This is a genomic window from Acidovorax sp. GBBC 1281 (assembly GCF_028473645.1).
Taxonomy (GTDB): Bacteria; Pseudomonadota; Gammaproteobacteria; order Burkholderiales; family Burkholderiaceae_C; genus Paracidovorax.
Genome location: NZ_CP097269.1, coordinates 1,431,891 through 1,457,694, shown reverse-complemented (window position 1 = coordinate 1,457,694; position 25,804 = coordinate 1,431,891). Strand labels below are relative to the sequence as shown.

Below are 25,804 nucleotides of genomic sequence, written 5' to 3'. Positions count from 1 at the left end.
TCTGGTAGGCTCGCCCGCATGTCCGTTCCCCTCTTCGCCGCGACGGGCCAGGAGCCGCCGGCGGTCGCCGTCGCGCCGGGTCTGGCCATCACCGTGCTCGCGCTGCTGCTGAGCCTGCAGCCCGTCACCACCGATCTCTACCTGCCTGCGCTGCCCTCGCTCACGCGCAGCCTGGACGCACCCGTGGCGTCCGCCCAGCTCACGCTCAGCGCGCTGCTGCTGGCCTTCGGGTGCTCGCAGCTCGTCTGGGGGCCGCTGTCGGACCGCTTCGGCCGCCGGCCGGTGCTGCTGGCGGGTCTTTCCATCTACACCCTGGCATCGGTCGCCAGCGTGCTCGCCCCGTCGATGCAATGGCTGATCGGCTGGCGCGTGGCGCAGGGCGCGGCCATGGGCGCGGTGGTGATGTGCGCCCGCGCCATCGTGCGCGACCTCTACACGCCGGCACTGGGCGCGCGCGCGATGTCGCGGGCCCTCACCGGGCTGGGCATCGCGGCCAGCCTGTGCGCACCGGTGGGCGGGCTGCTGACGGAGTGGCTGGGCTGGCGCGCGGCGCTCTCGGCCCTCACCGCCTACGGTGTGGCCACGCTGGCCGTGGTCGCCCTGGGCCTGCCCGAGACGCTGGCGCGGCGCAATCCGAACGCCCTGCGGCCGGCCACGCTGGCACACACCTGGGCCACGGTGCTGCGGCACCGCACGTTCTGGGCCTATTCGCTGCTGACCACGGCCAGCTACGGCGGGCTGTTCACGTTCCTGGCAGCATCGTCGTTCGTCTTCATCGAAGCCCTGGGGCTTTCGCGACCGCAATACGGCGCCGTGCTGCTGTCGACCGCGCTGGCGTACCTGGTGGGCACGGTGCTCTGCCGGCAGCTGGTCGCGCGCCTGGGCGTGCGGCGCACCGTGGCGGTGGCCGGCGCCGTCAGCCTGCTCGGCGGTACGCTGATGGCCGCGGCGGCCTTCGCCGGCTGGCATGCGCCGCTGGCACTGCTGCTACCGATGTGCGTGTTCATGGTGGCGCATGGCATTCACCAGCCGTGCGGGCAAAGCGGTGCGGTGGGCCCGTTTCCACAGGCGGCCGGCGTGGCCTCGGCCCTGAACGGCTTCATGATGATGCTGGTCGCCTTTGCCGTGGGCCGATGGGTCGGCGCGCGGCTGGACGGCACCGTGTGGCCGCTGGTGCACGGCGTGTGGGCCTGCTCGGCCGCGCTGGCCCTGACCGCCTGGACGCTGGTGCAACGACACGGAGAGCCCCATGCGCCTGCCTGAGACGCTGCCCTGCATCGCGCTGGCCGGCCCCACCGCCTCGGGCAAGACGACGGGCGCCCTGGCGCTGGCCGCATCGCTGGCGCCGCATTGCCCGGTGGAGATCGTGAGCGTCGATTCGGCGCTGGTGTACCGCGGCATGGACATCGGCACGGCCAAGCCGACGCCCGCCGAACTGGCCTCGGTGCCGCACCACCTGATCGACATCCGCGACCCGTTGCACGCCTACAGCGCGGCCGAGTTCGTAGCCGACGCGACCCGCCTCATCGCGCAGATCCGCGCCCGCGGCGCGCTGCCGCTGCTGGTGGGCGGTACCATGCTGTACTTCAAGGCCCTGCTGGACGGCATCGACGACATGCCGCCCGCCGACCCCGCCGTGCGCGCCGAACTGGAGGCCCAGGCCGCCGCCATCGGCTGGCCCGGCATGCACGCCGAACTGGCCCGCGTGGACCCGATCACCGCCGCGCGCCTGGCACCGGCGGACAGCCAGCGCATCCAGCGCGCGCTGGAGGTGTGGCGCATCGCAGGGCAGCCGCTGTCGAGCTTTCATACGATTAAAAAAGGAGCAGAAGACGGCGCCAATGCGGCGGTGGATGCCCTTTTCTCTCTGGAACCCGAAGACCGCGCCTGGCTGCATGGGCGCATCGCCCAGCGCTTCGACGCCATGCTGGACACGGGCTTCGTCGATGAAGTGCGCCGGCTTCGGGCGCGCGGCGACCTGCACCCCGACCTGCCCTCCATGCGCTGCGTGGGCTACCGCCAGGCCTGGGAGGTGCTGGATGCCGAGGCGGCCACCGGCGCGCTGGACCTCGCCGGCCTGCGCGAGCGCGGCATGGCCGCCACCCGCCAACTGGCCAAGCGCCAGGTGACCTGGCTGCGCAGCATGCCGGCACGCCACACCATCCCCTGCGATGCCCCCGGCGCCACCGAGCGGCTGGTGCAGGCCGTGCACCGGCGGCTGGCAGACCAGGCCGCGGCATGAACGCCGCACCGCACGGCAACGCAGGCCCGGCGACCGCCGTGCTGCGCGTCGAACAGTTGGGCAAGCGCTACGGCGAGGCCGACGTGTTCGCGCAGGTGGACCTGGCCGTACACCCCGGCGAGTTCGTGGCCATCGTGGGCGAATCGGGCGTGGGCAAGTCCACGCTGCTCAACTGCCTCGCGGGCCTTGATACCTGGGACACGGGCCGCATCGTGCACGGCGGCACCGACCTGTCCACGCTGGACGACACGCAGCGCGCCCTTTGGCGGCGCGCGCACGTGGGCTTCGTGTTCCAGGCCTTCCACGTGCTGCCGCACCTGGACGTGGCGCAGAACGTGGCGCTGCCGCTCATGCTGCTGGGCCGCACCGATCCGGCACGGGTGGCACACATGCTGGCCGCCGTGGGCCTGGAGGGCCTGGGCGATCGCCTGCCCCAGCAACTGAGCGGCGGACAACTGCAGCGAGTGGCCATCGCCCGCGCGCTGGTGCACCGCCCCGCCCTGCTGCTGGCCGACGAGCCCACGGGCAACCTCGACCCCGCCACGGCCGCCCGCGTGATGGACCTGCTGCTGGCCCAGACGCGCGAACACGGCGCGGCGCTGGTCCTGGTCACCCATTCGGACGCCGCCGCAGCCCGGGCGGACCGGCGGCTGCGCCTTACGGCCAGTGGCATGGCACCTTCCGCCGGCCAACCCGGCCCGGTTGTGCCCCCCGCGACCTGACCGGCACCGGCCTCCATTCCCATGCTCCGCCTGCTGCGCACCTTCTCCTGGCAGGAACTGCGCCACCACCCCTGGCGCGCCGCAGCCGCCGTGGCCGCCGTCATGCTGGGCGTGGCGTTGGCCTTCGCGGTCCATGTGATCAATGCATCGGCCCTGTCCGAGTTCGCGCAGGCCGTGCGCAGCATCAACGGCCAGCCCGATCTGGAACTGCGCGCCACGCAGGGCAACCTGCCCGACGCGCTGTATGGCCTGGTCGCCACGCACCCGCTGGTGGCACGCGCCGGGCCGGTGCTGGAAACCTCCGCCCAGGCCAGCGTGCCTGGAACGGCGGGGGCCGCGGCGGTGGCCTTGCGCGTGCTGGGCGCCGACGCGTTGCTGCTGCCGGCGATGGCCCCTGCCCTGGTGCCCCAGGCCTTCGAAAGCGCCGACCGGCTGGCGCTGCTGGCGCCGGCCACGGTGTTTCTGAACGGCGCGGCCCTGCAGGCACTCGGGCTGCGCGGCGATGCCGTGGTGCCGGCACTGCAGCTGCGCACGGGCCTGCAGGTGCACACGGTTCGCGTGGCGGGCACGGTGGCCGCGGGCGGCGCGCCGCTGGCCGTGATGGACATCGGCGCGGCGCAGGACCTGTTCCAGCGCAGCGGGCAACTGAGCCGCATCGACGTGCAGCTGCGCCCCGGCGCCAGTGCCGACGCCTTTCGCCAGGCGCTGCAGGCCCTGCCCGGCGCATCGGCCGGCGTGGCCGTGCTGCAGCCCGGGGATGCCACCGCGCGCACCAGCAACCTGTCGCGCGCCTACCGCGTCAACCTGACCGTGCTGGCGCTGGTGGCGCTGTTCACCGGGGCCTTCCTCGTGTTCTCGGTGCTGGCCCTGAGCGTGGCGCAGCGCGCGCCGCAGTTCGCCCTGCTGGCCGTGCTGGGCGCCACGCCCCGCCAGCGGCTGGCCCTGGTGCTGGCCGAGTCGGCGGCATTGGGCGCGGCAGGCAGTGCCGCGGGCATCGCGCTGGGCACGGCGCTGGCGGCCCTGGCGCTGCGCTGGCTCGGCGGCGATCTGGGCGGCGGCTACTTCGCCGGCGTGCAGCCGGCCCTGCAATGGAGCGCGCCGGCCGCGCTGCTGTATGGCCTGCTGGGCCTGGCCGCAGCGCTCGTGGGCGGCTGGTGGCCGGCCCGCGCGGCCCAGCAGTTGCCGCCCGCGCAGACACTCAAGGGCCTGGGCGCATCACTGGGCGGAACGCAGCGCGGTGGGCTGGCGTTGCTGCTGATGGCGGGCGGCGCGCTGCTGGCCGGCGCGCCGCCCGTGTTCGGCATTCCGCTGGCCGCCTATGCCTCTGTGGGCCTTTTGCTGGTGGGCGGCATTGCCCTGCTGCCGTGGATCGTGGGCGGGTTGCTGCGCGGGCTGGCCCCCCTGGCCGGGCAGCACCTGCTGCCCTTGCTGGCGCTGGAGCGCGCCCGCCGCACGCGTGGCACCGCCGCCGTGGCGGTGGGCGGCGTGGTGGCCAGCCTGAGCCTGGCCGTGGCGCTCACGGTGATGGTGAGCAGCTTTCGCGGATCGGTCGGCCAGTGGCTGGATGCGGTGCTGCCCGCGCCGCTCTACCTGCGCCTGGCCAGCACGGCGGGGGCCAACGCCGGGACGGACGATGCCGCGGCCTTTCCCCCCGGGTTCGACACTGCGGTGGCCCGGCTGCCGGGCGTGGCGCGCGTGCAGGCCCTGCGCACCAGCAGCCTCTTGCTGGACCCCGCCCGCCCCGCCATCGCACTGCTGGCCCGTCCGCTGGACGGCGACCCGGCCCAGGCGCTGCCGCTGGTGGGCACGCCGCTGCCCGTGCCGCCGGGGCGCATCGGCGTGTACGTGAGCGAGGCGGTGCTCGACCTGTACGGCGTGCAGCCCGGCATGGACTGGCCGGCGCTTTCGCAGTCTTTTCGGCCGCTGGCGCAAGAAAGTTCCCGGCAGGGCGCTCCGTTTTTCATAGCAGGCGTCTGGCGCGACTATGTGCGCCAGTTCGGCGCGGTGACGCTGGACCGTGCGGACTTCGTGCGCCTGACCGGCGACACGCGCACGAACGACCTGGCGCTGTGGCCGCAACCGGATGCGGACGAGGCGGCGCTGCGCCAGTCGATCGAGCGGCTGGCCAGTGCCTCATCGGACCCAGCGACAGCGGGCGGCACGGCGATCCCGGCGGGGGGCGCGCTGGAATTCGCCTCGGCGGCGGGCATCCGCGAGCGCTCGCTGCGCATCTTCGACCGCAGCTTTGCCGTCACCTACTGGCTGCAGGCGGTGGCGATCGGCATCGGCCTGTTCGGCGTAGCCGCCAGCTTCAGCGCCCAGGTGCTGGCGCGGCGCAAGGAATTCGGGCTGCTCGCGCACCTGGGCCTGACACGCCGGCAGGTGCTGGCCGTGGTGGCCGGGGAAGGCGCCGCGTGGACCGCCATCGGCGCCGTCGCGGGCACGGTGCTGGGCCTGGCCGTGTCGGTGGTGCTGGTGCACGTCGTCAACCCCCAGAGCTTTCACTGGACCATGGACCTGCGGGTGCCCTGGCTGCGGTTGCTGGCCCTTTGCGCCGCCGTGCTGGCCACCGGCACGGTGACCGCCTGGCTGGCAGGGCGCGCGGCCGGGGGACGGCAGGCGGTGCTGGCGGTGAAGGAAGACTGGTAGGCGGGACTGACTTGCATCAACGAAAGCGTGATCTGCCTTCACCATGGGCGTTTTCCCGAGTGATGCACCATCGTCACAGGCGTTAAATTTTGTTTGCAAGACAGTATTTATTTAGCGATGATTCGGTGTCGATAGTCAGTTAAAAAACCGCAATGCGGACTCTCACGGACATGGCTGACCGGGCAGGAGTGACCCGGTCGTCGAGCCTGTCCGGTCAAATCAAGGAATTCGGTATGAAACAAGCATTCGGGCGGCTCCTGGTTGGGTTGGCGACCGCTTTGGTCCTGTGCAGCCCCGTTGCCGCGCAATGGGTCTTTCCACCCGGCTCGTCGCTCGACGTTCCCGCGGGAGGCCAGACGGATCTGGGATGCTCCGCGCTCGACATGCAAGGCACGCTGAACCTCAATGGCGGCACGGTGACCGTGGACACCGACGCCACCTTCAGTTCGGGCTCCAATGTCACGGGCAGCAATGGCGTCATTTCGGTGGGTGGCAATCTCATCTCCGGCGGCAACATCAATACCGGCAACAACACCGTGGTGCTGCGCGACGGCTGCGATCCCGGCAACACCAGCCAGATCAGCGGCAACTTCGTGTTCCAGAACCTGACGCTGTCCAGCACCACCGGCCGCACCTTCGTGCTGCCTGCCGGCACCAACATCACCGTGCTGGGCACGCTCACCGTGCAGGGCGCTCCGGGACAGAACGTGCAGCTCGTGTCATCCAACGGTACGACGGCCGTGGTCAACCTGGGCCCCAACGCCACCGTGGTGCGCAACTTCGCCACGGTGACCGGCACCGTTCAGTTGGGTGCATTGCCCAATCTGGCCGCCATTCCCACCCTCAGCGAGTACGGTCTGATGCTGCTTTCGCTGCTGATCGGCATGGCCATGTTCTGGAAACGGCGCGACATTGAGGCGCATGCTCGCCGGATCAGCTGACGGGCATCGCCAGCCGATCCAACGCTAGAAAAACATTCAACACACTGCTAGACAAGAGAGGGTTTCCCCATGTCCAAGAATCGCCTGCACCGCTACTGGGTCGTTCCCGCACTGAGTTCCGTCCTGGCCCTGCATGCCGCCGGTGTGCTGGCCGCGGATATCACCGTCACGCCCCCTGCCGGCGGAGGATTCGTGGTCAAGGGCCAGGGCGGCCAGGAACGCCTGCGCGTGCAAGGCACGGGTGAGGTCTATGTGCCCGGCCTGTCCGCCTCGCCGACCAACGCCAGCCTGACTTGCTACAACGCCGCCACGGGCCAGCTGACGCAATGCGCCCCTGGCGTGGGCACCGGCGCGACGGGCGCCACCGGAGCCACGGGGGCCACTGGCCCCACCGGCGTGACGGGCCCGATGGGAGCCACCGGGGCCACGGGCGCCACCGGAGCGGGTGTCACAGGTGCCACGGGCGCAACAGGGGTGACCGGTGCCACGGGCGTCACCGGGGCGACCGGCGTGACGGGCGCCACTGGCGCGACAGGGGTGACCGGGGCCACGGGCACGACCGGCGCCACCGGCCCCCAAGGGATTCAGGGCGTGACCGGCGTCACGGGAGCGACGGGCGTGACCGGCCCGACAGGAACCACCGGAGCGACGGGGCCGACGGGGCCTCAAGGCGCTCAAGGCAATCAGGGAGTTCAAGGCATCCAGGGCGTGACCGGTGCCACAGGAGCGACCGGCGTGACGGGCGCCACTGGCGCAACGGGGGCCACGGGCAGTGTGGGGGCACTGACAAGTTCCCAGTCCACCACGACGAATTGCAACGGCGGCGGTGGTGAAGAGAACCTGACCGCAACTTGCAGTTCAGGTAACGTCGTCTCTGGCGGATGCTTCTCAAGTGACTATTTGAATACCTTGGCGTCTTCATACCGCTCGTCCGCAAACCAATGGTCATGCAAATTCAACTGCACGGGGTCAACTAGCGCTAGCGTCAGGGCAGAAGCCTACTGCCAGTGATCACGGTGGATGAGCGGATCGCATCGCTATTTGGTGATTCCCAGTCCTATCGGCACCCGCTTCAATGTGAGCAGTTCACGCGTCTGCCTCAGCATGATCGTGAAGAACGAGGCACCGGTGATCACCCGGTGCCTCGCTTCGGTGCGGCCGTTCATCGACCATTGGGTCATCGTGGACACGGGCTCCACGGATGGTACGCAGGACATCGTTCGCCGCTTCCTGCACGACCTTCCCGGCACCCTGCACGAGCGCCCGTGGAAGAACTTCGCGCACAACCGCAACGAAGCCCTGGAACTGGCCCGGCCGCACGCCGACTACCTGCTGTTCATCGACGCCGATGAGCAACTGCGCATGCCGGCGCAGTACCGGTGGCCGGCGCTCGACGCGGACGGCTACCTCTTCCTGTGCGACATGAACGGCTGGGAATACCAGCGCAACAGCATGGTGGCCACACGCGTGGACTGGCGCTGGGAAGGCGTGCTGCACGAATACCTGGCCGCGCCCGCGCACGGGCCCTGGCAGACGCTGGCGGGCCCGGTCATCGAGGTGGCCCATGACGGCGCGCGCGGGCGCGATCCCGACACCTACCTGCGCGACATCGCGGTGCTGGAGCAGGACCTGCGCGAGCACCCGGACAACACCCGCAATGTGTTCTATCTGGCGCAAAGCTACCGCGATGCGGGCCGCCTGCAGGACAGCCTGGAGTGGTACCGCCGCCGCGCCGGCATGGGCGGCTGGGAAGAGGAATCCTGGTACGCGCTGTTCCAGGTGGCGGTGCTGACCGAGCGCCTGCAGATGCCCGACAGCGCGGTGCGCGGCGCCTATCTCGCCGCCTACGCACAGCGGCCCCAGCGCGCCGAGCCGCTGTGCGAGCTGGCGCGCTACCACCGCCTGCGGTCGGAGTTCGCGCTGGCGCACCTGTATGCCCAGCAGGCCGCGCGCATCCCGAGGCCGGCGGACATTCTGTTCGTGGACGGCGCGGTGTACGCCTGGCGCGCGCTGGACGAACTGGCCGTCAGTTCCTTCTACGCCCCCGGCGCGCAGGACCAGGGCCGGGACGCCTTGCGCCAATTGCTGCGCGACCAGCGCTTTCCGGCATCGGAGGCCGCGCGCATGCAAGCCAATCGCACGTTCTACGGGCTGTGATGCCCCGCTGACGGAACGGTCACAGGCGCTGCGGCGCGCCACGCCGGCCACCCACCACGAGACGGTCTGCCGACCCCAGCCACTGCGCCATGGGGCCGGCCCTGTGCAGGCCCCGATCGGTCTGCGCAAACCGCTTTTTTTCGCGCGGTGACAATGGCTGGATGCGCCTGCCTGCTTTCGTCGTCCGCCTCACCGCCCGCCGCACCCTGCGCGCGCAAGGCCACCCGCCATGCACCCCATGAAACCGCCAGCGCCCCCTGCCCCGCCCGCCGGCTGGACGCGCCGCGCCTGGTTGGCGGCCACGGCCCTGGCCGGCGGCGCGCCCTGGCTGCCCGCCCACGCCCTCGCGCCCCGCACGCTGGTGTTCCCGCAGGACCATGGCAGCCATCCGGCGCTGCGCACCGAGTGGTGGTACATCACCGGCCAGGCGCGCGCGGCGGGGCGGCTGTGGGGGTTTCAGGTGACGTTCTTTCGCTCGCGGGTCGAGGCCGCCCAGCCGCTGCAGTCGGCCTTCGCCGCCAGACAACTGGTGTTCGCGCATGCCGCGCTGACCGACCTGGGCGGCGCCGCGCTGCACCATGACCAGCGCATCGCGCGCGCCGGCTTCGGCATCGCCGGAGCCAGCGAAGCCGACACCGACATCCGCCTGGGCGACTGGACGCTGGCTCGCACGCTCCGCGGTGCGGGGAGCCGCTATGCGGCCCAGGTTCGAGCGGCCGACTTCGCGCTGGACCTGCAGTTCGACACCACGCAGCCCGTGCTGCTGCAGGGCGCACAGGGCCTGTCGCGCAAAGGGCCGGACGCCACCCAGGCCAGCTACTACTACAGCCAGCCCCAAATGGCCGTGACCGGGCACCTGCAGCTCGCGGGCCGGCGCATGGCCTTGGAGGCCGCGGCACCCGGCAGCCTGGACAACCGCGCCTGGCTGGACCACGAATGGAGCGATGCACTGGTGCACCCCGATGCCGTGGGCTGGGACTGGATCGGCATGAACCTGCAGGACGGCAGCGCGCTCACGGCGTTTCGCCTGCGGCGCGGCGACGGTTCGGCGCTCTGGGCCGGCGGCTCGCTGCGCGCGGCCGGGGGCACCACGCAGGTGTTCGGGCCGCAGGCCGTCGCGTTCACCCCGCAGCGCCACTGGACCAGCCCCGTCAGCCAGGCACGCTACCCGGTGCAGTGGCGCGTGGACACGCCGGCCGGATCGTTCGAAGTGCATGCGCTGCTGGATGCGCAGGAGCTGGACAGCCAGGCCTCGACGGGCGCCATCTACTGGGAGGGCCTGAGCGAGCTGCGGGACGGGGCCGGCCGCGCAGTGGGGCGCGGCTACCTGGAGATGACCGGCTACGCCCGGCCGCTGCGGTTGTAGCCGCAACAGGGGTCCATGCGCACCGGCCAGGAGTCAGCCGGGCACCCCGCGCTTCACGCCCCGCTGGCTCAGGCCTTGCGCCCAGCGCGCCGCGGCAGGCGCGCGATGATCTCGCCCATGATCCCGCGGCGGAAGGCCAGCACGCACACCACGAAGATGAGGCCGGTGACCATGGTGACCGACTCGCCCAGGGTGTTGAACCAGTCCACGCCCGTGATCGAAGCGACCAGGTGCCCGAACTCGCCGATCTTGTTTTCCAGCAGCACGACCACGGCCGACCCGACCAGCGGGCCCGACAGCGTGCCCAGGCCGCCCACCAGCGTCATCAGGATGACCTGGCCCGAGGCCGTCCAATGCACGTCGGACAGCGTGGCGAAGCCCAGCACCAGGGTCTTGAGCGAGCCTGCCAGCCCGGCGAGCGCGGCTGAGATCACGAAGGCCAGCAGCTTGAAGCGGTGCGTGTCGTAGCCCAGCGAAATGGCACGCGGCTCGTTTTCCTTGATGCTCTTGAGCACCTGGCCGAACGGCGAGTGGATGGTGCGCACGATCAGCAGGAAGGCCAGCACCACCACCACCAGTGCCACGTAGTACATGGTGAGGTCGCTGGACAGGTCGATGAGCCCGAACAGCTTGCCGCGCGGCACGCCCTGCAGGCCGTCCTCCCCGCCCGTGAACGGCGCCTGCAGGCAGGCGAAGAACAGCATCTGCGCCAACGCCAGCGTGATCATCGAGAAATAGATGCCCTGGCGCCGGATGGCCAGCCAGCCGAACAGCAGCCCCAGCAGCGCGCCGCCGGCGGTGCCGGCCAGCAGGCCCAGCTCGGGCGTGAGGCCCCAGACCTTGATAGCGTGGCCGGCCACGTAGGCCGCGCCGCCCAAAAAGGCCGCATGACCGAACGACAGCAAACCGGTGTAGCCCAGCAGCAGGTTGAATGCCGAGGCGAAAAGCGCGAAGCACATGAGCTTCATCACGAAGACAGGGTAGGCGCCCAGGAAGGGCGCCGCCAGCAGGGCGGCAAGCAGCAGGCCGTAGCCGATGGGGGCGAGTTTTTGGGAGTTCATGCGTGCGGCCCCTGCTTATCTCTCTTTGCCGAACAGGCCTGCGGGGCGGATGAGGAGAACGATCACCATGATGACGAACACCACGGTGGAAGAAGCCTCGGGATAGAACACCTTGGTGAACCCTTCGATCACGCCCAGGCCCAGTCCGGTGAGGATGGAGCCCATGATCGAGCCCATGCCGCCGATCACCACCACGGCGAACACCACGATGATGAGGTTCTGCCCCATGAGCGGCGTGACCTGGTACACCGGCGCGGCCAGCACGCCCGCGAACGCGGCGAGCGCCGCGCCGAACGCGTAGGTGAGCGTGATCATCACCGGCACGTTCACGCCGAAGGCCTCCACCAGGCGCGGGTTCTCGGTGCCGGCGCGCAGGTAGGCGCCGAGCTTGGTCTTTTCGATCACGTACCAGGTGCCCACGCACACCACGAGCGAGGCCACCACCACCCAGGCGCGGTAGTTGGGCAGGATCATGAAGCCGAGGTTGGTCGCGCCTTCCAGCAGTTCGGGCGTGTCGTACCCCAGCCCCGAGACGCCGTAGATGGAGCGGAACACCCCCTCGATCAGCAGCGTGAGCCCGAGGGTCAGCAGCAGGCCGTAGAGGTGGTCGAGCTTGTAGATCCAGCGCAGCAGCAGCCGCTCGATCAGCACCCCCAGGATGCCCACCACCACCGGCGCCGCCAGCAGCATCACCCAGTAGTTGATGCCCAGGTAGGTCATGCCCATCCAGGTGAGCATCGCGCCCAGCATGAACAGCGCGCCGTGCGCGAAGTTGATCACGTTGAGCAGGCCGAAGATCACCGCCAGCCCCAGGCTGAGGATGGCGTAGAACGACCCGTTGACCAGCCCCAGCAGAAGCTGGCTCAACAGGCCCGGCAGTGAGACACCGAAGATTTGCATGGGAGGGCGCGAGTGGCAGTGAAGCGGTGAAAAAAGAAGGTCAGCGGAACGGGCGGTGCGTCATTTCCAGGCCGCGCACTTGCTCTCGGCCTGGGTGGCGAACACTTCCTCGCCGGGCAGCTTCTTGACGAGCTTGTAGTAATCCCACGCGCCCTTGGATTCGGCCGGTGACTTCACCTGCATCAGGTACATGTCGTGCACGTAGCGGCCATCGGGGCGCAGCGTGCCGGAGCCGAAGAAGTCGTTCATCTTCATGCCACGCCAGGCCTGCATCACCTTGTCGGCATCGGTGCTCTTGGCGGCTTCGACGGCCTTCAAATAGTTCATGGTGGCCGAGTAGTCGGCCGCCTGGATCTCGGTCGGACGGCGCTTGGTCTTTTCCATGAACTTGTCGGCGAACTTGCGCGTGTCGTCGTTCAGGTCCCAATACCAGCTCGTCGTGAACTGCAGGCCCTCGGTGGTCTTGAGGCCCAGGCTGTGGATGTCGCTGAAGAAGATCAGCAGGCCGGCGAGCTTCATGCTCTTGCCGATGCCGAACTCCTTGGCGGCCTTGATGGAGTTGATGGTGTCGCCGCCCGCGTTGGCCAGGCCCAGCACCTGGGCCTTGGAGTTCTGCGCCTGCAGCAGGAAGGACGAGAAGTCCGACGCGTTGAGCGGGTGCTTGACGCTGCCCACCACCGTGCCGCCCTTGGCCTTGACCACCGTGCTCGCATCGGCCTCCAGCGCGTGGCCAAACGCGTAGTCCGCCGTGAGGAAGAACCAGCTCTTGCCGCCGCCATCGACGATGGTGGCGCCCGTGCCCTTGGCCAGCGCCACGGTGTCGTAGGCGTAGTGCACGGTGTAGGGGCTGCACTGCTCGTTGGTGAGTGCCGAGGTGGCCGCGCCGTTGTTGATGAACACGCGCTTCTTCTCCTGCGCCACCTTGGCCATGGCCAGGGCCGTGCCCGAGTTGGTGCCGCCGAACACCAGGGTCAGGCCCTGCGTGTCGATCCATTCGCGCGCCTTCGATGCGGCGATGTCGGCCTTGTTCTGGTGGTCCGCGCTCAGCAGCTCGATGGGCTGGCCCAGCACCTTGCCGCCGAAGTCGTCGATGGCCATCTGGATCGCCACCGCGCCGTTCTTGCCTTCCACGTCGGCGTACAGACTGGACATGTCGGTGATGAAGCCGATCTTGACCTTGTCCTGTGCCTGTACGGCCGATGCGGCCAGGCCCAGGGCGCCCAGCACCAGGGCCAATCGGGTGAGTTGTCTGTTTTTCATGGCTTTGTCTCCTGATCTCGGATGTGTTTTTTTCGATCGTGCGCGTCAGCTCATTTCCACAGCGCGCATTTGCTCTCGGCCTTGGTGGTCCACACCTGGTCCGCGGGCAGCTTGCTCACGACCTTGTAGTAGTCCCAGGGCTCCTTGGATTCGGCCGGGGCCTTCACCTGCACCAGGTACATGTCGTGCGCGAAACGGCCGTCCGGGCGGATCACGCCCTTGCCGTAGAAGTCGTCGATGGGCGTGGACTTGAGCTTTTCCATCACCTTGTCGGCATCGAGCGTCTTGGCGGCTTCCACCGCCTTCAGGTAGTTCATGGTGGCCGAGTAGTCGGCGGCCTGGATGTCGGTCGGCATGCGCTTGGTCTTGGCGAAGAACTTGCGGCCGAAGGCACGGGTCTTGTCGTCCAGGTTCCAGTCCCAGCTGGTGGTGAGCAGCAGGCCTTCGGTGTTCTTCAGGCCCAGGCTGTGGATGTCGGTCACGAAGACCAGCAGGCCCGCCATCTTCATGGTCTTGTTGATGCCGAACTCGCGCGCGGCCTTGATGGCGTTGATGGTGTCGCCGCCGGCATTCGCCAGGCCCAGGATCTGCGCCTTGGAGTTCTGCGCCTGCAGCAGGAAGGACGAGAAGTCCGACGCGTTGATCGGGTGCTTCACGCTGCCCACCACCTTGCCGCCCTTTTCCTTGACCACTTTGGCCGTGTCGGCCTCCAGCGCGGCGCCGAACGCATAGTCGGCCGTGAGGAAGAACCAGTCCTTGCCGCCCTGCCCCACGATCGCGCCGCCCGTGCCCTTGGCCAGCGCCACGGTGTCGTAGGCGTAGTGCACCGTGTAGGGGCTGCACTGCTCGTTGGTGAGCGCCGAGGAGCCCGCGCCGTTGACGATGAACACGCGCTTCTTTTCCTGCGCCACCTTCGCCATCGCCAGGCCCGTGCCCGAGTTGGTGCCGCCGAACAGCATGGTCAGGCCCTGCGTGTCGATCCACTCGCGCGCCTTCGATGCGGCGATGTCGGCCTTGTTCTGGTGGTCCGCGCTCAGCAGCTCGATGGGCTGGCCCAGCACCTTGCCGCCGAAGTCGTCGATGGCCATCTGGATCGCCACCGCACCGTTCTTGCCTTCCACGTCGGCGTACAGGCTGGACATGTCGGTGATGAAGCCGATCTTCACCTTGTCCTGCGCCTGCGCGGAGAACGTCGCGAGGCCCGCGGCCCCGAGCAGCACGGCGAGCGCCTTGAGGTTCATCTTTTTCATGTCGTTGTCTCCTTGGGTCTTCGATGGAAAGGGGGATCGGGGTGCTCTGGGCAAAGGCGGTGGTCGAAGCCGTCCCGCGCCGGGTCAGACACCCAGCAGTTCGTTGAGCACGGGCATCTTGGCCTGCAGCTCGGCGGCGCCGAACTGCTCCACGATGCGGCCGTGCTCCATCACGTAGAAGCGGTCGGCCAGCGGCGCGGCGAAGTGGAAGTTCTGCTCCACCATCACCACGGTGTAGCCCTTCTGGCGCAGGGTGGTGATCATGCGGGCCAGGGCCTGCACGATCACCGGCGCCAGGCCTTCGGAGATTTCGTCGAGCAGCAGCAGCTTGGCCCCGGTGCGCAGGATGCGCGCCACCGCCAGCATCTGCTGCTCGCCGCCCGACAGGCGCGTGCCCTGGCTGTGGCGGCGCTCGGCTAGGTTGGGGAACATGGCATAGATCTCGTCGACCGACATGCCCTGCGTGCCGGTCTTGAGCACCGGGGGCAGCAGCAGGTTCTCTTCGCACGACAGGCTCGCGAAGATGCCGCGCTCTTCCGGGCAGTAGCCCACGCCCAGGTGCGCGATGCGGTGCGTGGGCATCTGGATCGTCTCCTGCCCGTGGATGCGCACGGAGCCCTTGCGGGCGCCCGTCAGCCCCATCACGGCGCGCATGGTGGACGTGCGGCCCGCGCCGTTGCGGCCCAGCAGGGTCACCACCTCGCCGGGCTGCACCGTGATGTCCACGCCGTGCAGCACGTGCGACTCGCCATACCAGGCCTGCAGACCGCTGATTTCGAGGGCCGGCGCGCTCATGCGTGGGCCCCTTGCAGCTGGCCGTCCGTGGTGCCCATGTAGGCTTCCATCACCTGCGGGTTGCGCGATACCTCTTCGTACGGCCCCTCGGCCAGCACAGCGCCGCGCTGCAGCACGGTGATGCGGTCGGCGATCGTGGAGATCACCTTCATGTTGTGTTCCACCATGAGGATGGTGCGGCCGGCCGAAACCTTCTTGATGAGCTGCGTGACGCGGTCCACGTCCTCGTGGCCCATGCCCTGCGTGGGCTCGTCCAGCAGCATCAGCTCGGGCTCCATGGCCAGCGTGGTGGCGATCTCCAGCGCGCGCTTGCGGCCGTAGGGCAGGTTCACGGTGGTCTCGTCGGCTAGGTCCTGCAGGCCCACTTCGGCCAGCAGTTCCATCGCGCGGCCGTCGAGCTGCTGCAGGCTGCGTTCGCTGCGCCAGAAGTGGAACGCCGTGCCCAGCTTGCGCTGCAGGCCGATGCGCACGTTCTCCAGCAGCGTGAGGTGCGGGAACACGGCGGAGATCTGGAACGAGCGGATCACGCCGCGCCGCGCGATCAGCGCGGGCCGCTCGCGGGTGATGTCCTCGCCGTTGAAGCGGATCACGCCGGAGGTCGGCTCCAGGAACTTGGTCAGCAGGTTGAAGCAGGTGGTCTTGCCAGCGCCGTTGGGACCGATCAGCGCATGGATGGAGCCCCGGCGGACCGCGAGATTGACATCGCTGACCGCGGTGAAGCCTCTGAACTCTTTGGTCAGGCTGTGGGTTTCGAGAATGACGTCGCTCATTGCGCCTTGGCCGCTCCGTGGTGGTGCTGGGCGGGGCGCTTCGCCCGGGGGAGCGAGGCACCCTGGCCTGCGTTAGGTTGCACCGCATCCTAAGGCGCGCCCCCGCTGCGCAGATACTGGGACAAATGCCTATGTATAAACGCCTACCCGGCCGGCCGGCCGGCACCGCCCCCTCTGGGAGGCGCGGGCGCGGTCCGGCGCACGCCTTCCGCCCCAGGGCTTTGGATGAAAGCCGCTCCATGCCCTAGATCCGATTGCCCGGATAGCTATTAAATTCATAGCAAACCTGTTTCGCGGCAGGCTTCACGGCAAGGCGCATGCCGATCGGGGCGCGGGCTCCTACACTGCGACCATGCCCTCCTCCTCCCCCACCCCCGGCGCCCCGCGCTCGCTCGGCGGCCTGCTGCCCTTCCTCCGGCCCTACGCCGGTCGCATTGCGCTCGCGCTGGTCTTCCTGGTGCTGGCGGCACTGGCCACGCTGGCGTTTCCCCTGGCACTGCGCGAACTCATCGACGGCGGGCTGGTGGGCGCCACGCGCGGCGAGCAGGCCATGGCGCTGCGCGAGCATTTCGGGCTGCTGTTCGCCGTGGCCGTGGCCCTGGGGCTGTTCTCCGCCGCGCGTTTCTACACCGTGAGCTGGCTGGGCGAGCGGGTGACGGCCGATCTGCGCAACGCCGTCTATGCGCACGTGCTGGAACAAAGCCCGCAGTTCTACGAAACCACGCAGACCGGTGAAGTGCTGTCGCGCCTGACCGTGGACACCACGCTGGTGCAGACCGTGGTGGGCTCGTCGCTGTCGATGGGCCTGCGCAACGCGGTGATGGGCGTGGGGGCGCTGGGGATGCTCGTGTGGACCAATCCGTACATCATGTCGGTGGTGTTCGCCGCCATCGTGGTCGTGGTGCTGCCCACGCTGTGGATCGGCCGCTGGGTGCGACGCCTCTCCCGGGCCAGCCAGGACCGGGTGGCCGATTCCAGCGCCATCGCGGCCGAGGTGCTCAATGCCGTGCCCGCCGTGCAAAGCTACACGGCGGAATCGCGCGAAGCCCGCCGGTTCGAAGCCTCCACCGAGAACGCCTTCCAGACCGCCGTGCGCCGCAGCCGGGCCCGCGCGGCGCTGGTGGCCTTCATCGTGATCGCCAACGCGGCGCTGCTGCTGTGGGGCCTTTACCGGGGCACGCAGGCGGTGCTGGCGGGCGAGATGTCGGCCGGCCACCTGGGGCAGACGGTCATCTACGTCATGTTCCTTGCGGGCGCCGTGGCCGTGCTGGGCGAGGTGTACGGCGACCTGCTACGCGCCGCCGGGGCCACCGAACGGCTCATGGAACTGCTCGCCAGCCGATCGCCCATCGCCAGCCCCGCGCAGCCCGCGGCGCTGCCGGACACGGGCGGCGGGCTGCGCGTGGACTTCGACCGGGTGGCGTTCCACTACCCCTCGCGACCGCAGGCACCCGCGCTGCGCGGCTTCGACCTGCACCTGTCGGCCGGCGAAACCGTCGCGCTGGTGGGCGCCAGCGGCGCCGGAAAGACCACGGTGTTCCAGTTGCTGCAGCGCTTCTACGACGTGGATGCCGCAGGCGGCGGCATCGCGCTGAACGGCGTGGACATCCGCCGGCTGGCGCTCGGCGACCTGCGTGCCCACGTGGGCATCGTGCCGCAGGACGCGGTGATCTTCTCCGCCTCGGCCCTGGACAACATCCGCTACGGCCGCCCCGGCGCCACCGAGCAGGAGGTGCAGGAGGCCGCGCGCGCCGCCTTCGCACACGAGTTCATCGCGGCCTTGCCCGAAGGCTACGGCACCTTCCTCGGCGAGCGTGGCGTGCGCCTGTCCGGCGGCCAGCGCCAGCGCATCGCCATCGCCCGCGCCCTGCTCAAGAACCCGCCGCTGCTGTTGCTGGACGAGGCCACGAGCGCGCTCGATGCGGAAAGCGAACGCATGGTGCAGGCCGCGCTGGACGCCGCCATGCAGCGCCACAGCGGCCAGCGCACCACGCTGGTCATCGCGCACCGGCTCGCCACGGTGCAGAACGCCGACCGCATCGTGGTGATGGACCAGGGGCAGATCGTGGAGGAAGGGCGCCATGCGGACCTTGTCCGGCAGGGCGGCGTGTACGCCCGGCTGGCGGCGCTGCAGTTCACGCAGTGAAGGCCGGCGGGCCGAGGCCTGCCATCCGGTCGGCGATACCGACGCACCGGCAGGCGGCTACTGCAAGGTTTCCTTGGCCGCGTCCGGAAGCACCAGGGGCATCACGGCGATCCCCTCTTCCAGCAGTTCGGCCGCTTCCTGGGCGCTGGCCTGGCCGCGGATACCGCGCTCTTCAGTTTCGCCGTGGTGCATGCGGCGCGCTTCCTGCGCGAAGCGCGGCCCCACGTCCTCGGTGTGGGCCACCCATGTGCCGGGCCACCCGCAGCCACGCGGCTTGCAGGGCGGAATCGCCCTGGGGCATGGAAGGGGATGGGTGGGCTACCGCAGTGCTGCCAGCACCGTCCTCGCGGGCGCGCGGGGCAGCCGGGTTGGGCGTTGCGCCCAGATTCAGGCGCGGGGCACTCAGGCCCTTGCGGATCTCGCTGCTGCCGCACAGGGGGCATTGAACGAGATCGCGCGCCAGCTGGCTCTGGAAATCGGCCTCGGACCCGAACCAGCCCTCGAAGGCATGGCCCTGTTCGCAATGGAGATCGAGCACTTTCATGGCAATGGGAATGGAGCAGGCAACGGAGGCAGCCGGCCGGCGATGCGCAAGGCCTCAGCCTTTGTTGCGCCGCAGCAGGTAGCGGTAGATGAACCCGGGAAACGCCAGCGTGATGAACAGCGTGGCGGTGATCGCGTAGAACTCCCACTGCTGGGGTGCGATCTGCCCCACACGGCGCTCCAGCAGCAGCGCGACGCCACCGACCAGAAAGTACAGCAGGGCCATCTCGCCCAGGCGCATCGCCATGGGCTTGGTGGGCGCCGCCTTCGGGCCCACCAGCAGCCAGCGCTGGCTGAAGAACGGCAGGTTGGCCCCGATGGCCGCCAGCACGATCACCAGCCAGATGGACGCGGTGGCAGACACAGGAGGGGCAACGGCCTGGGAAAGGGAAACCCGGGCGTGCTCAGGTCGCCAGCGCGCGCACGACGGCGTCGGCGCACAGCGCCATCAGGCCGCCGGGCAGGAGGCCCAGCACCAGCACCAGCGCGCCGTTGAGCGTGAGCACCATGCGCACGTCCAGCGGGGCCGAAACGTTCGCGGCGGTGAGCGGTGCATCGAAGTACATCACCTTCACGACGCGCAGGTAGTAGAAGGCGCCGATCAGCGACATCACCACCGCGAAGACGGCCAAGGCGATGTACAGCGTCTGGCCCGAAGCCACCAGGGCCTGCAGCACCGACAGCTTGGCGTAGAAGCCCACCAGCGGCGGCAGACCGGCCAGCGAGAACAGGCACACTGCCATCACGCCGGCATACAGCGGGCTGCGCTGGTTCAGGCCCGCCAGGTCGGAAATCTCTTCGCTCTCGAAGCCTTCGCGGGCCAGCAGCAGGATCACGCCGAAGCTCGCCAGCGTGGTCAGCACATAGCTCACCACGTAGAACATGGAGGAGCTGTAGGCGTTCTCGACCGCATTGGCATCCACGTTGCCGTTGACCACGCCCGACAGCAGGCCCAGCAGCACGAAGCCCATCTGCGAGATCGTGGAGTACGCCAGCATGCGCTTGAGGTTGGTCTGGGCGATGGCCGCCAGATTGCCCACCAGCAACGAGCCGATGGCCAGCACCGCGAGCATCTGCTGCCAATCGATGGCCAGCGGCAGCAGCCCGTCCACCAGCAGGCGGATGGTGATGGCGAAGGCCGCCAGCTTCGGCGCGCCGCCGATGATCAGCGTCACGGCCGTGGGAGCGCCCTGGTACACATCGGGAATCCACATGTGGAACGGCACCACGCCCAGCTTGAAGGCCAGGCCTGCCACCACGAACACCAGGCCGAACACCAGCACCTGGTGACGGATCTGGCCGGAGTTGACCGCCTTGAACACCTGGCCGATATCGAGCGAACCGGTCGCGCCGTAGATCATCGACAGGCCGTACAGCAGGAAGCCGCTGGCCATCGCGCCCAGCACGAAATACTTCATCGCGGCCTCGGTGGAAGTCGCATGGTCGCGGCGCAGGGCCACCAGCGCATAGCTGGACAGCGTGAGCAATTCCAGGCCCAGGTAGATCACCAGGAAGTTGTTGCCCGAGATCATGATGAACATGCCCAGCAGCGCGAACATCGACAGCGTGAAGAACTCGCCGCCGCGCAGCATGTCGCGGTCGCCGGCATAGGGGCGGCCATAGACGAGCGTGACCATCATGGCCACGGTGGCGAAGCACTTGAGCCAGTTGCCCATGGCATCGCTCACCACCATGTTGCCGAAGCCGTAGAACGTGTTGCCGGTGTTGGCATACAGGGCCTGCAGCACGGCCACCACGGTCAGGGTGAGCATGGTGAGCACGTAGGTGCCCGTGCGCCGTGGGCTGGTGACGCCCAGGTCCACGAGCGCGATCACGCAGGCCATGACCAGGAGCACGATCTCCGGATACACCGCCAGCCAGCTGATGTTGTCAATCATCTCGAGTCTCTCGTTTCAGTCTGGTCAGTTGAGCTTGGACAGCGCCACGTGCTTGAGCAGCTGCGCCACCGAAGCATCCATCACGTCGGTGAAGGGACGGGGGTACAGCCCCATGTACAGCACGGCAATCGCGAGCACGGCCATCACCAGAAACTCGCGGGCGCCGATGTCCTTGAGGTCCCTCACGTGGTCGTTGGCGACGGGGCCGAGGTAGACGCGCTTGTACATCCACAGCGTGTAGGCGGCGCCGAAAATCAGCGCCGTGGCCGCGGCCAGGCCGATCCAGAAGTTGGCCTTGACGGCGCCCAGGATCACCATCCACTCGCCCACGAAACCGGCCGTGCCCGGCAGGCCGCAGTTGGCCATGGCGAACAGCAGTGCGAAGGCCGCGAACTTGGGCATGGTGTTGACCACGCCGCCATAGGCCGCGATCTCACGGGAATGCACGCGGTCGTACAGCACGCCGATCGACAGGAACATGGCGCCCGACACGAAGCCGTGGGCGATCATCTGCACCAGCCCACCCGACACGCCCAGGTCGTTGAAGATGAAGAAGCCCAGGGTCACGAAGCCCATGTGCGCCACGGACGAATACGCCACCAGCTTCTTCATGTCCTTTTGCACCATCGCCACGAGGCCCACGTAGATCACGGCCACCAGCGACAGCGCGATCATCAGCCAGGCCCATTCGCGCGCGGCGTCGGGGGCGATGGGCATGGAAAAGCGCAGGAAACCATAAGCACCCAGCTTCAGCATGATGGCGGCCAGCACGGCGGAGCCGCCGGTGGGGGCCTCCACGTGAACGTCGGGCAGCCAGGTGTGCACCGGCCACATCGGCACCTTCACCGCGAACGCGGCGAAGAAGGCGAAGAACAGCAGGGTCTGGGCACGGGCCGACAGCGGCAGCTGGTGCCACGTGGCGATGTCGAAGCTGCCACCGGACTGGTTGTACAGGTAGATCAGCGCGATCAGCATCAGCAGCGAGCCGAGCAGCGTGTACAGGAAGAACTTGAACGCCGCGTAGATCTTGTTGGGGCCGCCCCAGATGCCGATGATCAGGTACATCGGGATCAGCGTGGCCTCGAAGAACACGTAGAACAGCAGGCCGTCGAGCGCGCTGAACACGCCGATCATCAGGCCCGAGAGGATCAGGAACGCGCCCATGTACTGGTTCACGCGCTCGGTGATCGACTCCCACGACGCGATCACCACGATCACCGTGATGAACGCCGTGAGCGGCACGAACCAGAACGAGATGCCGTCCACTCCCAGGTGGTAGTGGACGTTGAAGCGCTCGATCCACTGCGCTTTCTCGACGAACTGCGCTGCGGCGGACGTGGCCTCGAAGCCGCCGTACAGCGGCAGCGTGACGGCCAGACCCACCAGCGACCCGATCAGGGCCAGCCAGCGCACGGCGCGTGCGTGCTCATCGCGGCCAAAGGCCAGCAGCAGGGCGCCAAACGCGATCGGCACCCAGATGGCAAGACTCAACAAACCCATTTTTGTTTTCCCTCTACTTGTTGAGCCACACGAAGTACGTCATGAGCGCGAAGATGCCCAGGATCATGACCAGCGCGTAGTGGTAGATGTAGCCCGTCTGGAACCAGCGCACCCCCCCCGCCACGCGGCCCACCAGCTTCCACGAGCCGTTGACCAGCGCGCCGTCGATCACGGCCTGGTCGCCGCCCTTCCACAGGCCGGTGCCCAGCGCGCGGGCGCCCCGCGCGATGATGTTTTCGTTGATCCAGTCGAGGTAGTACTTGTTCTCGAACAGCACGTAGATCGGATGGAAGATGCGCTTGATCGCGGCCGGCAGGGCCGGGTTGACCATGTACATGTAGTAAGACGCCGCCACGCCCGCCAGGGCCAGCCAGAACGGTGCGGTCTGCAGGCCGTGCAGCGCCATGCCCACGGGACCGTGGAAGATTTCCGCCAGTTCCGCCATCGCGGGGTGCTTGGCGGCGTCGACGAAGATCACGTCCTTGAAGAAGTCGCCGAACAGCATGGGCTGAATGAACAGGAAACCGATGACCACCGAAGGAATGGCCAGCAGGATCAGCGGCACGGTGACGACCCAGGGCGACTCGTGCGGCTTGGCATCGTGGCCATGGCCGTGGTGGTCGTCATGGGCATGGTGGTCGTCGTGGTGCGCATCCGGGTTCTGGTCGTAGCGCTCCTTGCCGTGGAAGACCAGGAAGTACATGCGGAACGAATAGAAGGCGGTGACGAACACGCCCGCCAGAACGGCGAAGTGAGCGAAGCCCGCGGCCGGCAGCGTGCTGGCATGCACGGCTTCGATGATGCTGTCCTTGGAGTAGAAGCCGGAGAACAGCGGCATGCCGATCAGTGCCAGCGAACCCAGCAGCGACGTGATCCAGGTGATGGGCATGTACTTGCGCACGGCGCCCATCCAGCGGATGTCCTGGTTGTGGTGCATGCCCATGATGACCGAGCCCGCTCCGAGGAACAGCAGCGCCTTGAAGAACGCGTGCGTCATCAGGTGGAACACCGCCACCGAGTAGGCGGAGGCACCGAGCGCCACCGTCATGTAGCCCAGCTGCGACAGCGTGGAATAGGCCACCACGCGCTTGATGTCGTTCTGGATGATGCCCAGAAAGCCCATGAACAGCGCCGTGATCGCACCGATCACGAGGATGAAGTTGAGCGCGGTGTCCGACAGTTCGAACAGCGGCGACATCCGCGACACCATGAAGATGCCGGCCGTCACCATGGTGGCGGCGTGGATCAGCGCGGAGATGGGCGTCGGGCCTTCCATCGAGTCCGGCAGCCACACGTGCAGCGGAAACTGCGCGCTCTTGCCCATCGCACCGATGAACAGGCAGATGCAGATGACCGTGATCAGCATCCAGCTGGTACCCGGGAACGACAGTGCGCCCAGCTCACCCGCCTTGCCGAAGATCTCGCTGTAGTTCAGCGTGTTGGTGTACGCCGCGATCAGGCCGATGCCCAGGATGAAGCCGAAGTCGCCCACGCGGTTCACCAGGAACGCCTTCATGTTGGCGAAAATGGCGGTCGGCTTGTTGAACCAGAAGCCGATCAGCAGGTACGACACCAGGCCCACTGCTTCCCAGCCGAAGAACAGCTGCAGCAGGTTGTTGCTCATGACGAGCATCAGCATCGAGAAGGTGAACAGCGAGATGTAGGCGAAGAAACGGTTGTAGCCGTCGTCTTCTTCCATGTAGCCGATCGTGTAGATGTGCACCATCAGCGACACGAAGGTCACCACGCACATCATCATGGCCGTGAGGCTGTCCACGAGGAAGCCGACCTCCATCTTGAGGCCGCCGACCACCATCCAGGTGTAGAGCGTTTCGTTGAAGCGCGCGCCGTCCATGGCCACGCTCTTGAGCGTCATGGCGGACAGGACGAAGGCCGCCAGCACGCCGAGAATGGTCAGCGTGTGGCTCAGCCGCCGGCCGATCCAGTTGCCGCCGAAGGCGGTGCCGAAGATACCCGCCAGGGCGGATCCCACCAGCGGTGCCATGGGCACCGCCAGCAGTGTCGAAGCAGAAAGGGTTTGGCTCATTCTTGAAGACCTTGGCTAGTACCGGCGACTCAACCCTTGAGGGTGTTGAGGTCTTCCGCGTTGATGCTGGATTTGTTGCGGAACAACAGCACCAGGATCGCGAGGCCGATGGCCGACTCTGCCGCGGCGACCGTCAGGATGAAGAACACGAACACCTGGCCGTGCATGTCGCCCAGGTAGTGCGAGAACGCGACGAAGTTCATGTTCACGGCCAACAGCATCAACTCGATCGCCATCAGCAGCACGATCAGGTTCTTGCGGTTCAGGAAGATGCCGATGACGGCGAGCGCGAACAGCATCGCGCCCAGTGACAGGAAATGGCCCAGGGTCAATGTCATGCCTTCTTCTCCTCGGCAGCGGGCGTCGCCGCTGCTTCCTCTGCAGGCTTTTGCGTCGCGGCGACCTTCACCAGCTCCACACGGTCGCTGGCGCGCACACGGATCTGCTGCGATGGATTGATCGCCTTGCTGTCCTTGCGCTGGCGCAGGGTGAGCGCGATGGCCGCGATCATCGCCACCAGCAGGATGACCGCTGCGATCTCGACGGGGTAAAGGTACTCGGTGTAGAGCAGCTTGCCCAGCGCCTTGGTGTTCGAGTAAGGCAGCACATAGCCCGCCGCATCGACCACGGCCGCCACCGCCTTGGGCTCATCCATGCCACGGAAGCCGCCCATCAGCACGGCCGCCATTTCCAGGGCGATCAGCGCACCGATGAACGCCGCCAGCGGAAAGTGACGCCAGAAGCCCTGCCGGATGGAATCGATGTGGATGTCCAGCATCATCACCACGAAGAGGAAGAGCACCATCACCGCGCCGAGGTACACCAGCACCAGGGCGATAGCGAGGAACTCCGCCTTCAGCAGCAGCCAGATGGCGGCCGCCTGCGAAAACGCGAGGATGAGATACAGCACCGCATGCACGGGGTTGCGCGCGGTGATGACCCGGAAGGCTGCAAAGAGCAGCACGACCGAGAACAGATAGAAGAAACCAGTCTTGGCGTCCATGAATCGGGTCTTTGTAGGGGTTCAGGAGCCGCGCTCAGCGGTACTTGGCGTCGGCCGCCTTGGCTGCGGCGATCTCGGCCTCGTAGCGGTCCCCCACGGCCAGGAGCATATCCTTGGTGAAGTACAGATCACCGCGCTTTTCGCCGTGGTATTCCAGGATCTGCGTCTCGACGATGGAGTCCACCGGGCAACTCTCTTCGCAAAAGCCGCAGAAGATGCACTTGGTCAGGTCGATGTCATAGCGCGTGGTGCGGCGCGAACCGTCCGCACGCACATCGGACTCGATGGTGATCGCCAGTGCCGGGCACACGGCTTCGCACAGCTTGCAGGCGATGCAGCGCTCTTCGCCGTTGTCGTAGCGGCGCAGCGCGTGCAGGCCGCGGAACCGGGGCGACAGGGGCGTCTTCTCTTCAGGGAACTGAACGGTCACCTTGCGCCGAAACGCGTAGCGACCCGTCAGGGCCATGCCCTTGACCAGCTCCACCAGCATGAAGCTCTTGAAAAAATCCTTGATCGAAAAGGATGCAGTAGCAGCAACAGCAGTCATCGGTGTC

22 protein-coding genes and 1 pseudogene are annotated in these 25,804 nt (G+C 68.0%); 9 read left to right on the top strand and 14 right to left on the bottom strand.

Annotated features, from left to right (window positions below; all coding sequences use genetic code 11):
* Positions 1-18: 18 nt before the first annotated feature.
* From M5C96_RS06620 to M5C96_RS06585, 8 genes are all read left to right on the top strand, one after another.
* Positions 19-1,263 carry a multidrug effflux MFS transporter gene (locus M5C96_RS06620; RefSeq protein WP_272568015.1) on the top strand — a complete coding sequence of 415 codons (1,245 nt, stop codon included), beginning with the start codon at positions 19-21 and terminating at the stop codon, positions 1,261-1,263.
* Positions 1,250-2,242: a tRNA (adenosine(37)-N6)-dimethylallyltransferase MiaA gene (gene miaA / locus M5C96_RS06615; RefSeq protein ID WP_272568014.1), complete on the top strand. Its 993-nt coding sequence runs from the start codon at positions 1,250-1,252 to the stop codon at positions 2,240-2,242. The genes M5C96_RS06620 and miaA overlap by 14 nt, the downstream gene beginning before the upstream one ends.
* Complete coding sequence (locus M5C96_RS06610; protein WP_272568012.1) at positions 2,239-2,964, top strand: ABC transporter ATP-binding protein; 726 nt, start codon at positions 2,239-2,241, stop codon at positions 2,962-2,964. The genes miaA and M5C96_RS06610 overlap by 4 nt, the downstream gene beginning before the upstream one ends.
* A gap of 21 nt (positions 2,965-2,985) precedes the next feature.
* Complete coding sequence (locus M5C96_RS06605) at positions 2,986-5,613, top strand: ABC transporter permease (protein ID WP_272568011.1); 2,628 nt, start codon at positions 2,986-2,988, stop codon at positions 5,611-5,613.
* A gap of 233 nt (positions 5,614-5,846) precedes the next feature.
* Complete coding sequence (locus M5C96_RS06600; RefSeq protein WP_272568010.1) at positions 5,847-6,554, top strand: IPTL-CTERM sorting domain-containing protein; 708 nt, start codon at positions 5,847-5,849, stop codon at positions 6,552-6,554.
* A gap of 69 nt (positions 6,555-6,623) precedes the next feature.
* Positions 6,624-7,565, top strand: coding sequence for a collagen-like protein (locus M5C96_RS06595; protein WP_272568009.1), 942 nt, complete (start codon positions 6,624-6,626; stop codon positions 7,563-7,565).
* Positions 7,566-7,658: 93 nt separating this feature from the next.
* Positions 7,659-8,711, top strand: a complete 1,053-nt coding sequence (locus tag M5C96_RS06590) for a tetratricopeptide repeat-containing glycosyltransferase (RefSeq protein WP_272568008.1) — start codon at positions 7,659-7,661, stop codon at positions 8,709-8,711.
* 238 nt (positions 8,712-8,949) lie between these two features.
* Positions 8,950-10,077 carry a lipocalin-like domain-containing protein gene (locus M5C96_RS06585; RefSeq protein WP_272569633.1) on the top strand — a complete coding sequence of 376 codons (1,128 nt, stop codon included), beginning with the start codon at positions 8,950-8,952 and terminating at the stop codon, positions 10,075-10,077.
* 68 nt (positions 10,078-10,145) lie between these two features.
* Here M5C96_RS06585 and M5C96_RS06580 read toward each other — a convergent pair whose 3' ends face one another.
* From M5C96_RS06580 to M5C96_RS06555, 6 genes are all read right to left on the bottom strand, one after another.
* Positions 10,146-11,138 (bottom strand): branched-chain amino acid ABC transporter permease, encoded by a 993-nt coding sequence (locus M5C96_RS06580; protein WP_272568006.1) that lies wholly within the window; start codon positions 11,136-11,138, stop codon positions 10,146-10,148.
* Positions 11,139-11,153: 15 nt separating this feature from the next.
* Complete coding sequence (locus M5C96_RS06575) at positions 11,154-12,038, bottom strand: branched-chain amino acid ABC transporter permease (RefSeq protein ID WP_272568004.1); 885 nt, start codon at positions 12,036-12,038, stop codon at positions 11,154-11,156.
* A 60-nt stretch (positions 12,039-12,098) separates the two neighbouring features.
* Positions 12,099-13,298, bottom strand: coding sequence for an ABC transporter substrate-binding protein (locus tag M5C96_RS06570; RefSeq protein WP_272568002.1), 1,200 nt, complete (start codon positions 13,296-13,298; stop codon positions 12,099-12,101).
* 50 nt (positions 13,299-13,348) lie between these two features.
* The gene (locus tag M5C96_RS06565; RefSeq protein WP_272568000.1) at positions 13,349-14,548 is read right to left on the bottom strand and encodes an ABC transporter substrate-binding protein; all 1,200 of its coding nucleotides are present in this window, start codon (positions 14,546-14,548) and stop codon (positions 13,349-13,351) included.
* 84 nt (positions 14,549-14,632) lie between these two features.
* The gene (locus M5C96_RS06560) at positions 14,633-15,343 is read right to left on the bottom strand and encodes an ABC transporter ATP-binding protein (protein ID WP_272567999.1); all 711 of its coding nucleotides are present in this window, start codon (positions 15,341-15,343) and stop codon (positions 14,633-14,635) included.
* A complete protein-coding gene (locus tag M5C96_RS06555) occupies positions 15,340-16,113 on the bottom strand; it encodes an ABC transporter ATP-binding protein (protein WP_272551665.1) in 774 nt (257 codons plus the stop codon). Before M5C96_RS06555 ends, M5C96_RS06560 begins: the two co-directional genes overlap by 4 nt.
* Before the next feature lie 352 nt (positions 16,114-16,465).
* Between M5C96_RS06555 and M5C96_RS06550 the strand changes: the two genes are divergently transcribed.
* Positions 16,466-18,259, top strand: coding sequence for an ABC transporter transmembrane domain-containing protein (locus M5C96_RS06550; protein ID WP_272567998.1), 1,794 nt, complete (start codon positions 16,466-16,468; stop codon positions 18,257-18,259).
* 57 nt (positions 18,260-18,316) lie between these two features.
* Here M5C96_RS06550 and M5C96_RS06545 read toward each other — a convergent pair.
* From M5C96_RS06545 to nuoI, 8 genes and pseudogenes are all read right to left on the bottom strand, one after another.
* Positions 18,317-18,803: pseudogene (locus M5C96_RS06545) on the bottom strand (DUF1178 family protein).
* A 54-nt stretch (positions 18,804-18,857) separates the two neighbouring features.
* Positions 18,858-19,166, bottom strand: a complete 309-nt coding sequence (locus tag M5C96_RS06540) for a DUF2818 family protein (RefSeq protein WP_272567997.1) — start codon at positions 19,164-19,166, stop codon at positions 18,858-18,860.
* Positions 19,167-19,206: 40 nt separating this feature from the next.
* Entirely contained in the window at positions 19,207-20,700 is a 1,494-nt protein-coding gene (gene nuoN / locus M5C96_RS06535) for an NADH-quinone oxidoreductase subunit NuoN (protein ID WP_272551660.1), read from the bottom strand.
* Positions 20,701-20,724: 24 nt separating this feature from the next.
* Complete coding sequence (locus M5C96_RS06530) at positions 20,725-22,200, bottom strand: NADH-quinone oxidoreductase subunit M (RefSeq protein WP_272567995.1); 1,476 nt, start codon at positions 22,198-22,200, stop codon at positions 20,725-20,727.
* 13 nt (positions 22,201-22,213) lie between these two features.
* Positions 22,214-24,247, bottom strand: coding sequence for an NADH-quinone oxidoreductase subunit L (gene nuoL, locus M5C96_RS06525; RefSeq protein ID WP_272567994.1), 2,034 nt, complete (start codon positions 24,245-24,247; stop codon positions 22,214-22,216).
* A gap of 29 nt (positions 24,248-24,276) precedes the next feature.
* Complete coding sequence (nuoK, locus tag M5C96_RS06520) at positions 24,277-24,585, bottom strand: NADH-quinone oxidoreductase subunit NuoK (protein WP_005793248.1); 309 nt, start codon at positions 24,583-24,585, stop codon at positions 24,277-24,279.
* A complete protein-coding gene (locus M5C96_RS06515) occupies positions 24,582-25,250 on the bottom strand; it encodes an NADH-quinone oxidoreductase subunit J (protein ID WP_272567993.1) in 669 nt (222 codons plus the stop codon). Before M5C96_RS06515 ends, nuoK begins: the two co-directional genes overlap by 4 nt.
* A gap of 34 nt (positions 25,251-25,284) precedes the next feature.
* Complete coding sequence (gene nuoI, locus M5C96_RS06510) at positions 25,285-25,797, bottom strand: NADH-quinone oxidoreductase subunit NuoI (RefSeq protein ID WP_092744422.1); 513 nt, start codon at positions 25,795-25,797, stop codon at positions 25,285-25,287.
* Positions 25,798-25,804: the final 7 nt, after the last annotated feature.

Coding starts and splice junctions, on each gene's coding strand:
- M5C96_RS06595 (WP_272568009.1), top strand. CDS start 6,624: ATGTCCAAGAATCGCCTGCACCGCTACTGGGTCGTTCCCGCACTGAGT.
- M5C96_RS06565 (WP_272568000.1), bottom strand. CDS start 14,548: ATGAAAAAGATGAACCTCAAGGCGCTCGCCGTGCTGCTCGGGGCCGCG.
- M5C96_RS06590 (WP_272568008.1), top strand. CDS start 7,659: ATGATCGTGAAGAACGAGGCACCGGTGATCACCCGGTGCCTCGCTTCG.
- M5C96_RS06600 (WP_272568010.1), top strand. CDS start 5,847: ATGAAACAAGCATTCGGGCGGCTCCTGGTTGGGTTGGCGACCGCTTTG.
- nuoK (WP_005793248.1), bottom strand. CDS start 24,585: ATGACATTGACCCTGGGCCATTTCCTGTCACTGGGCGCGATGCTGTTC.
- M5C96_RS06515 (WP_272567993.1), bottom strand. CDS start 25,250: ATGGACGCCAAGACTGGTTTCTTCTATCTGTTCTCGGTCGTGCTGCTC.
- M5C96_RS06575 (WP_272568004.1), bottom strand. CDS start 12,038: ATGCAAATCTTCGGTGTCTCACTGCCGGGCCTGTTGAGCCAGCTTCTG.
- M5C96_RS06555 (WP_272551665.1), bottom strand. CDS start 16,113: ATGAGCGACGTCATTCTCGAAACCCACAGCCTGACCAAAGAGTTCAGA.
- M5C96_RS06560 (WP_272567999.1), bottom strand. CDS start 15,343: ATGAGCGCGCCGGCCCTCGAAATCAGCGGTCTGCAGGCCTGGTATGGC.
- miaA (WP_272568014.1), top strand. CDS start 1,250: ATGCGCCTGCCTGAGACGCTGCCCTGCATCGCGCTGGCCGGCCCCACC.
- M5C96_RS06620 (WP_272568015.1), top strand. CDS start 19: ATGTCCGTTCCCCTCTTCGCCGCGACGGGCCAGGAGCCGCCGGCGGTC.
- M5C96_RS06605 (WP_272568011.1), top strand. CDS start 2,986: ATGCTCCGCCTGCTGCGCACCTTCTCCTGGCAGGAACTGCGCCACCAC.
- M5C96_RS06610 (WP_272568012.1), top strand. CDS start 2,239: ATGAACGCCGCACCGCACGGCAACGCAGGCCCGGCGACCGCCGTGCTG.
- nuoN (WP_272551660.1), bottom strand. CDS start 20,700: ATGATTGACAACATCAGCTGGCTGGCGGTGTATCCGGAGATCGTGCTC.
- nuoL (WP_272567994.1), bottom strand. CDS start 24,247: ATGAGCCAAACCCTTTCTGCTTCGACACTGCTGGCGGTGCCCATGGCA.
- M5C96_RS06570 (WP_272568002.1), bottom strand. CDS start 13,298: ATGAAAAACAGACAACTCACCCGATTGGCCCTGGTGCTGGGCGCCCTG.
- nuoI (WP_092744422.1), bottom strand. CDS start 25,797: ATGACTGCTGTTGCTGCTACTGCATCCTTTTCGATCAAGGATTTTTTC.
- M5C96_RS06585 (WP_272569633.1), top strand. CDS start 8,950: ATGAAACCGCCAGCGCCCCCTGCCCCGCCCGCCGGCTGGACGCGCCGC.
- M5C96_RS06550 (WP_272567998.1), top strand. CDS start 16,466: ATGCCCTCCTCCTCCCCCACCCCCGGCGCCCCGCGCTCGCTCGGCGGC.
- M5C96_RS06580 (WP_272568006.1), bottom strand. CDS start 11,138: ATGAACTCCCAAAAACTCGCCCCCATCGGCTACGGCCTGCTGCTTGCC.
- M5C96_RS06530 (WP_272567995.1), bottom strand. CDS start 22,200: ATGGGTTTGTTGAGTCTTGCCATCTGGGTGCCGATCGCGTTTGGCGCC.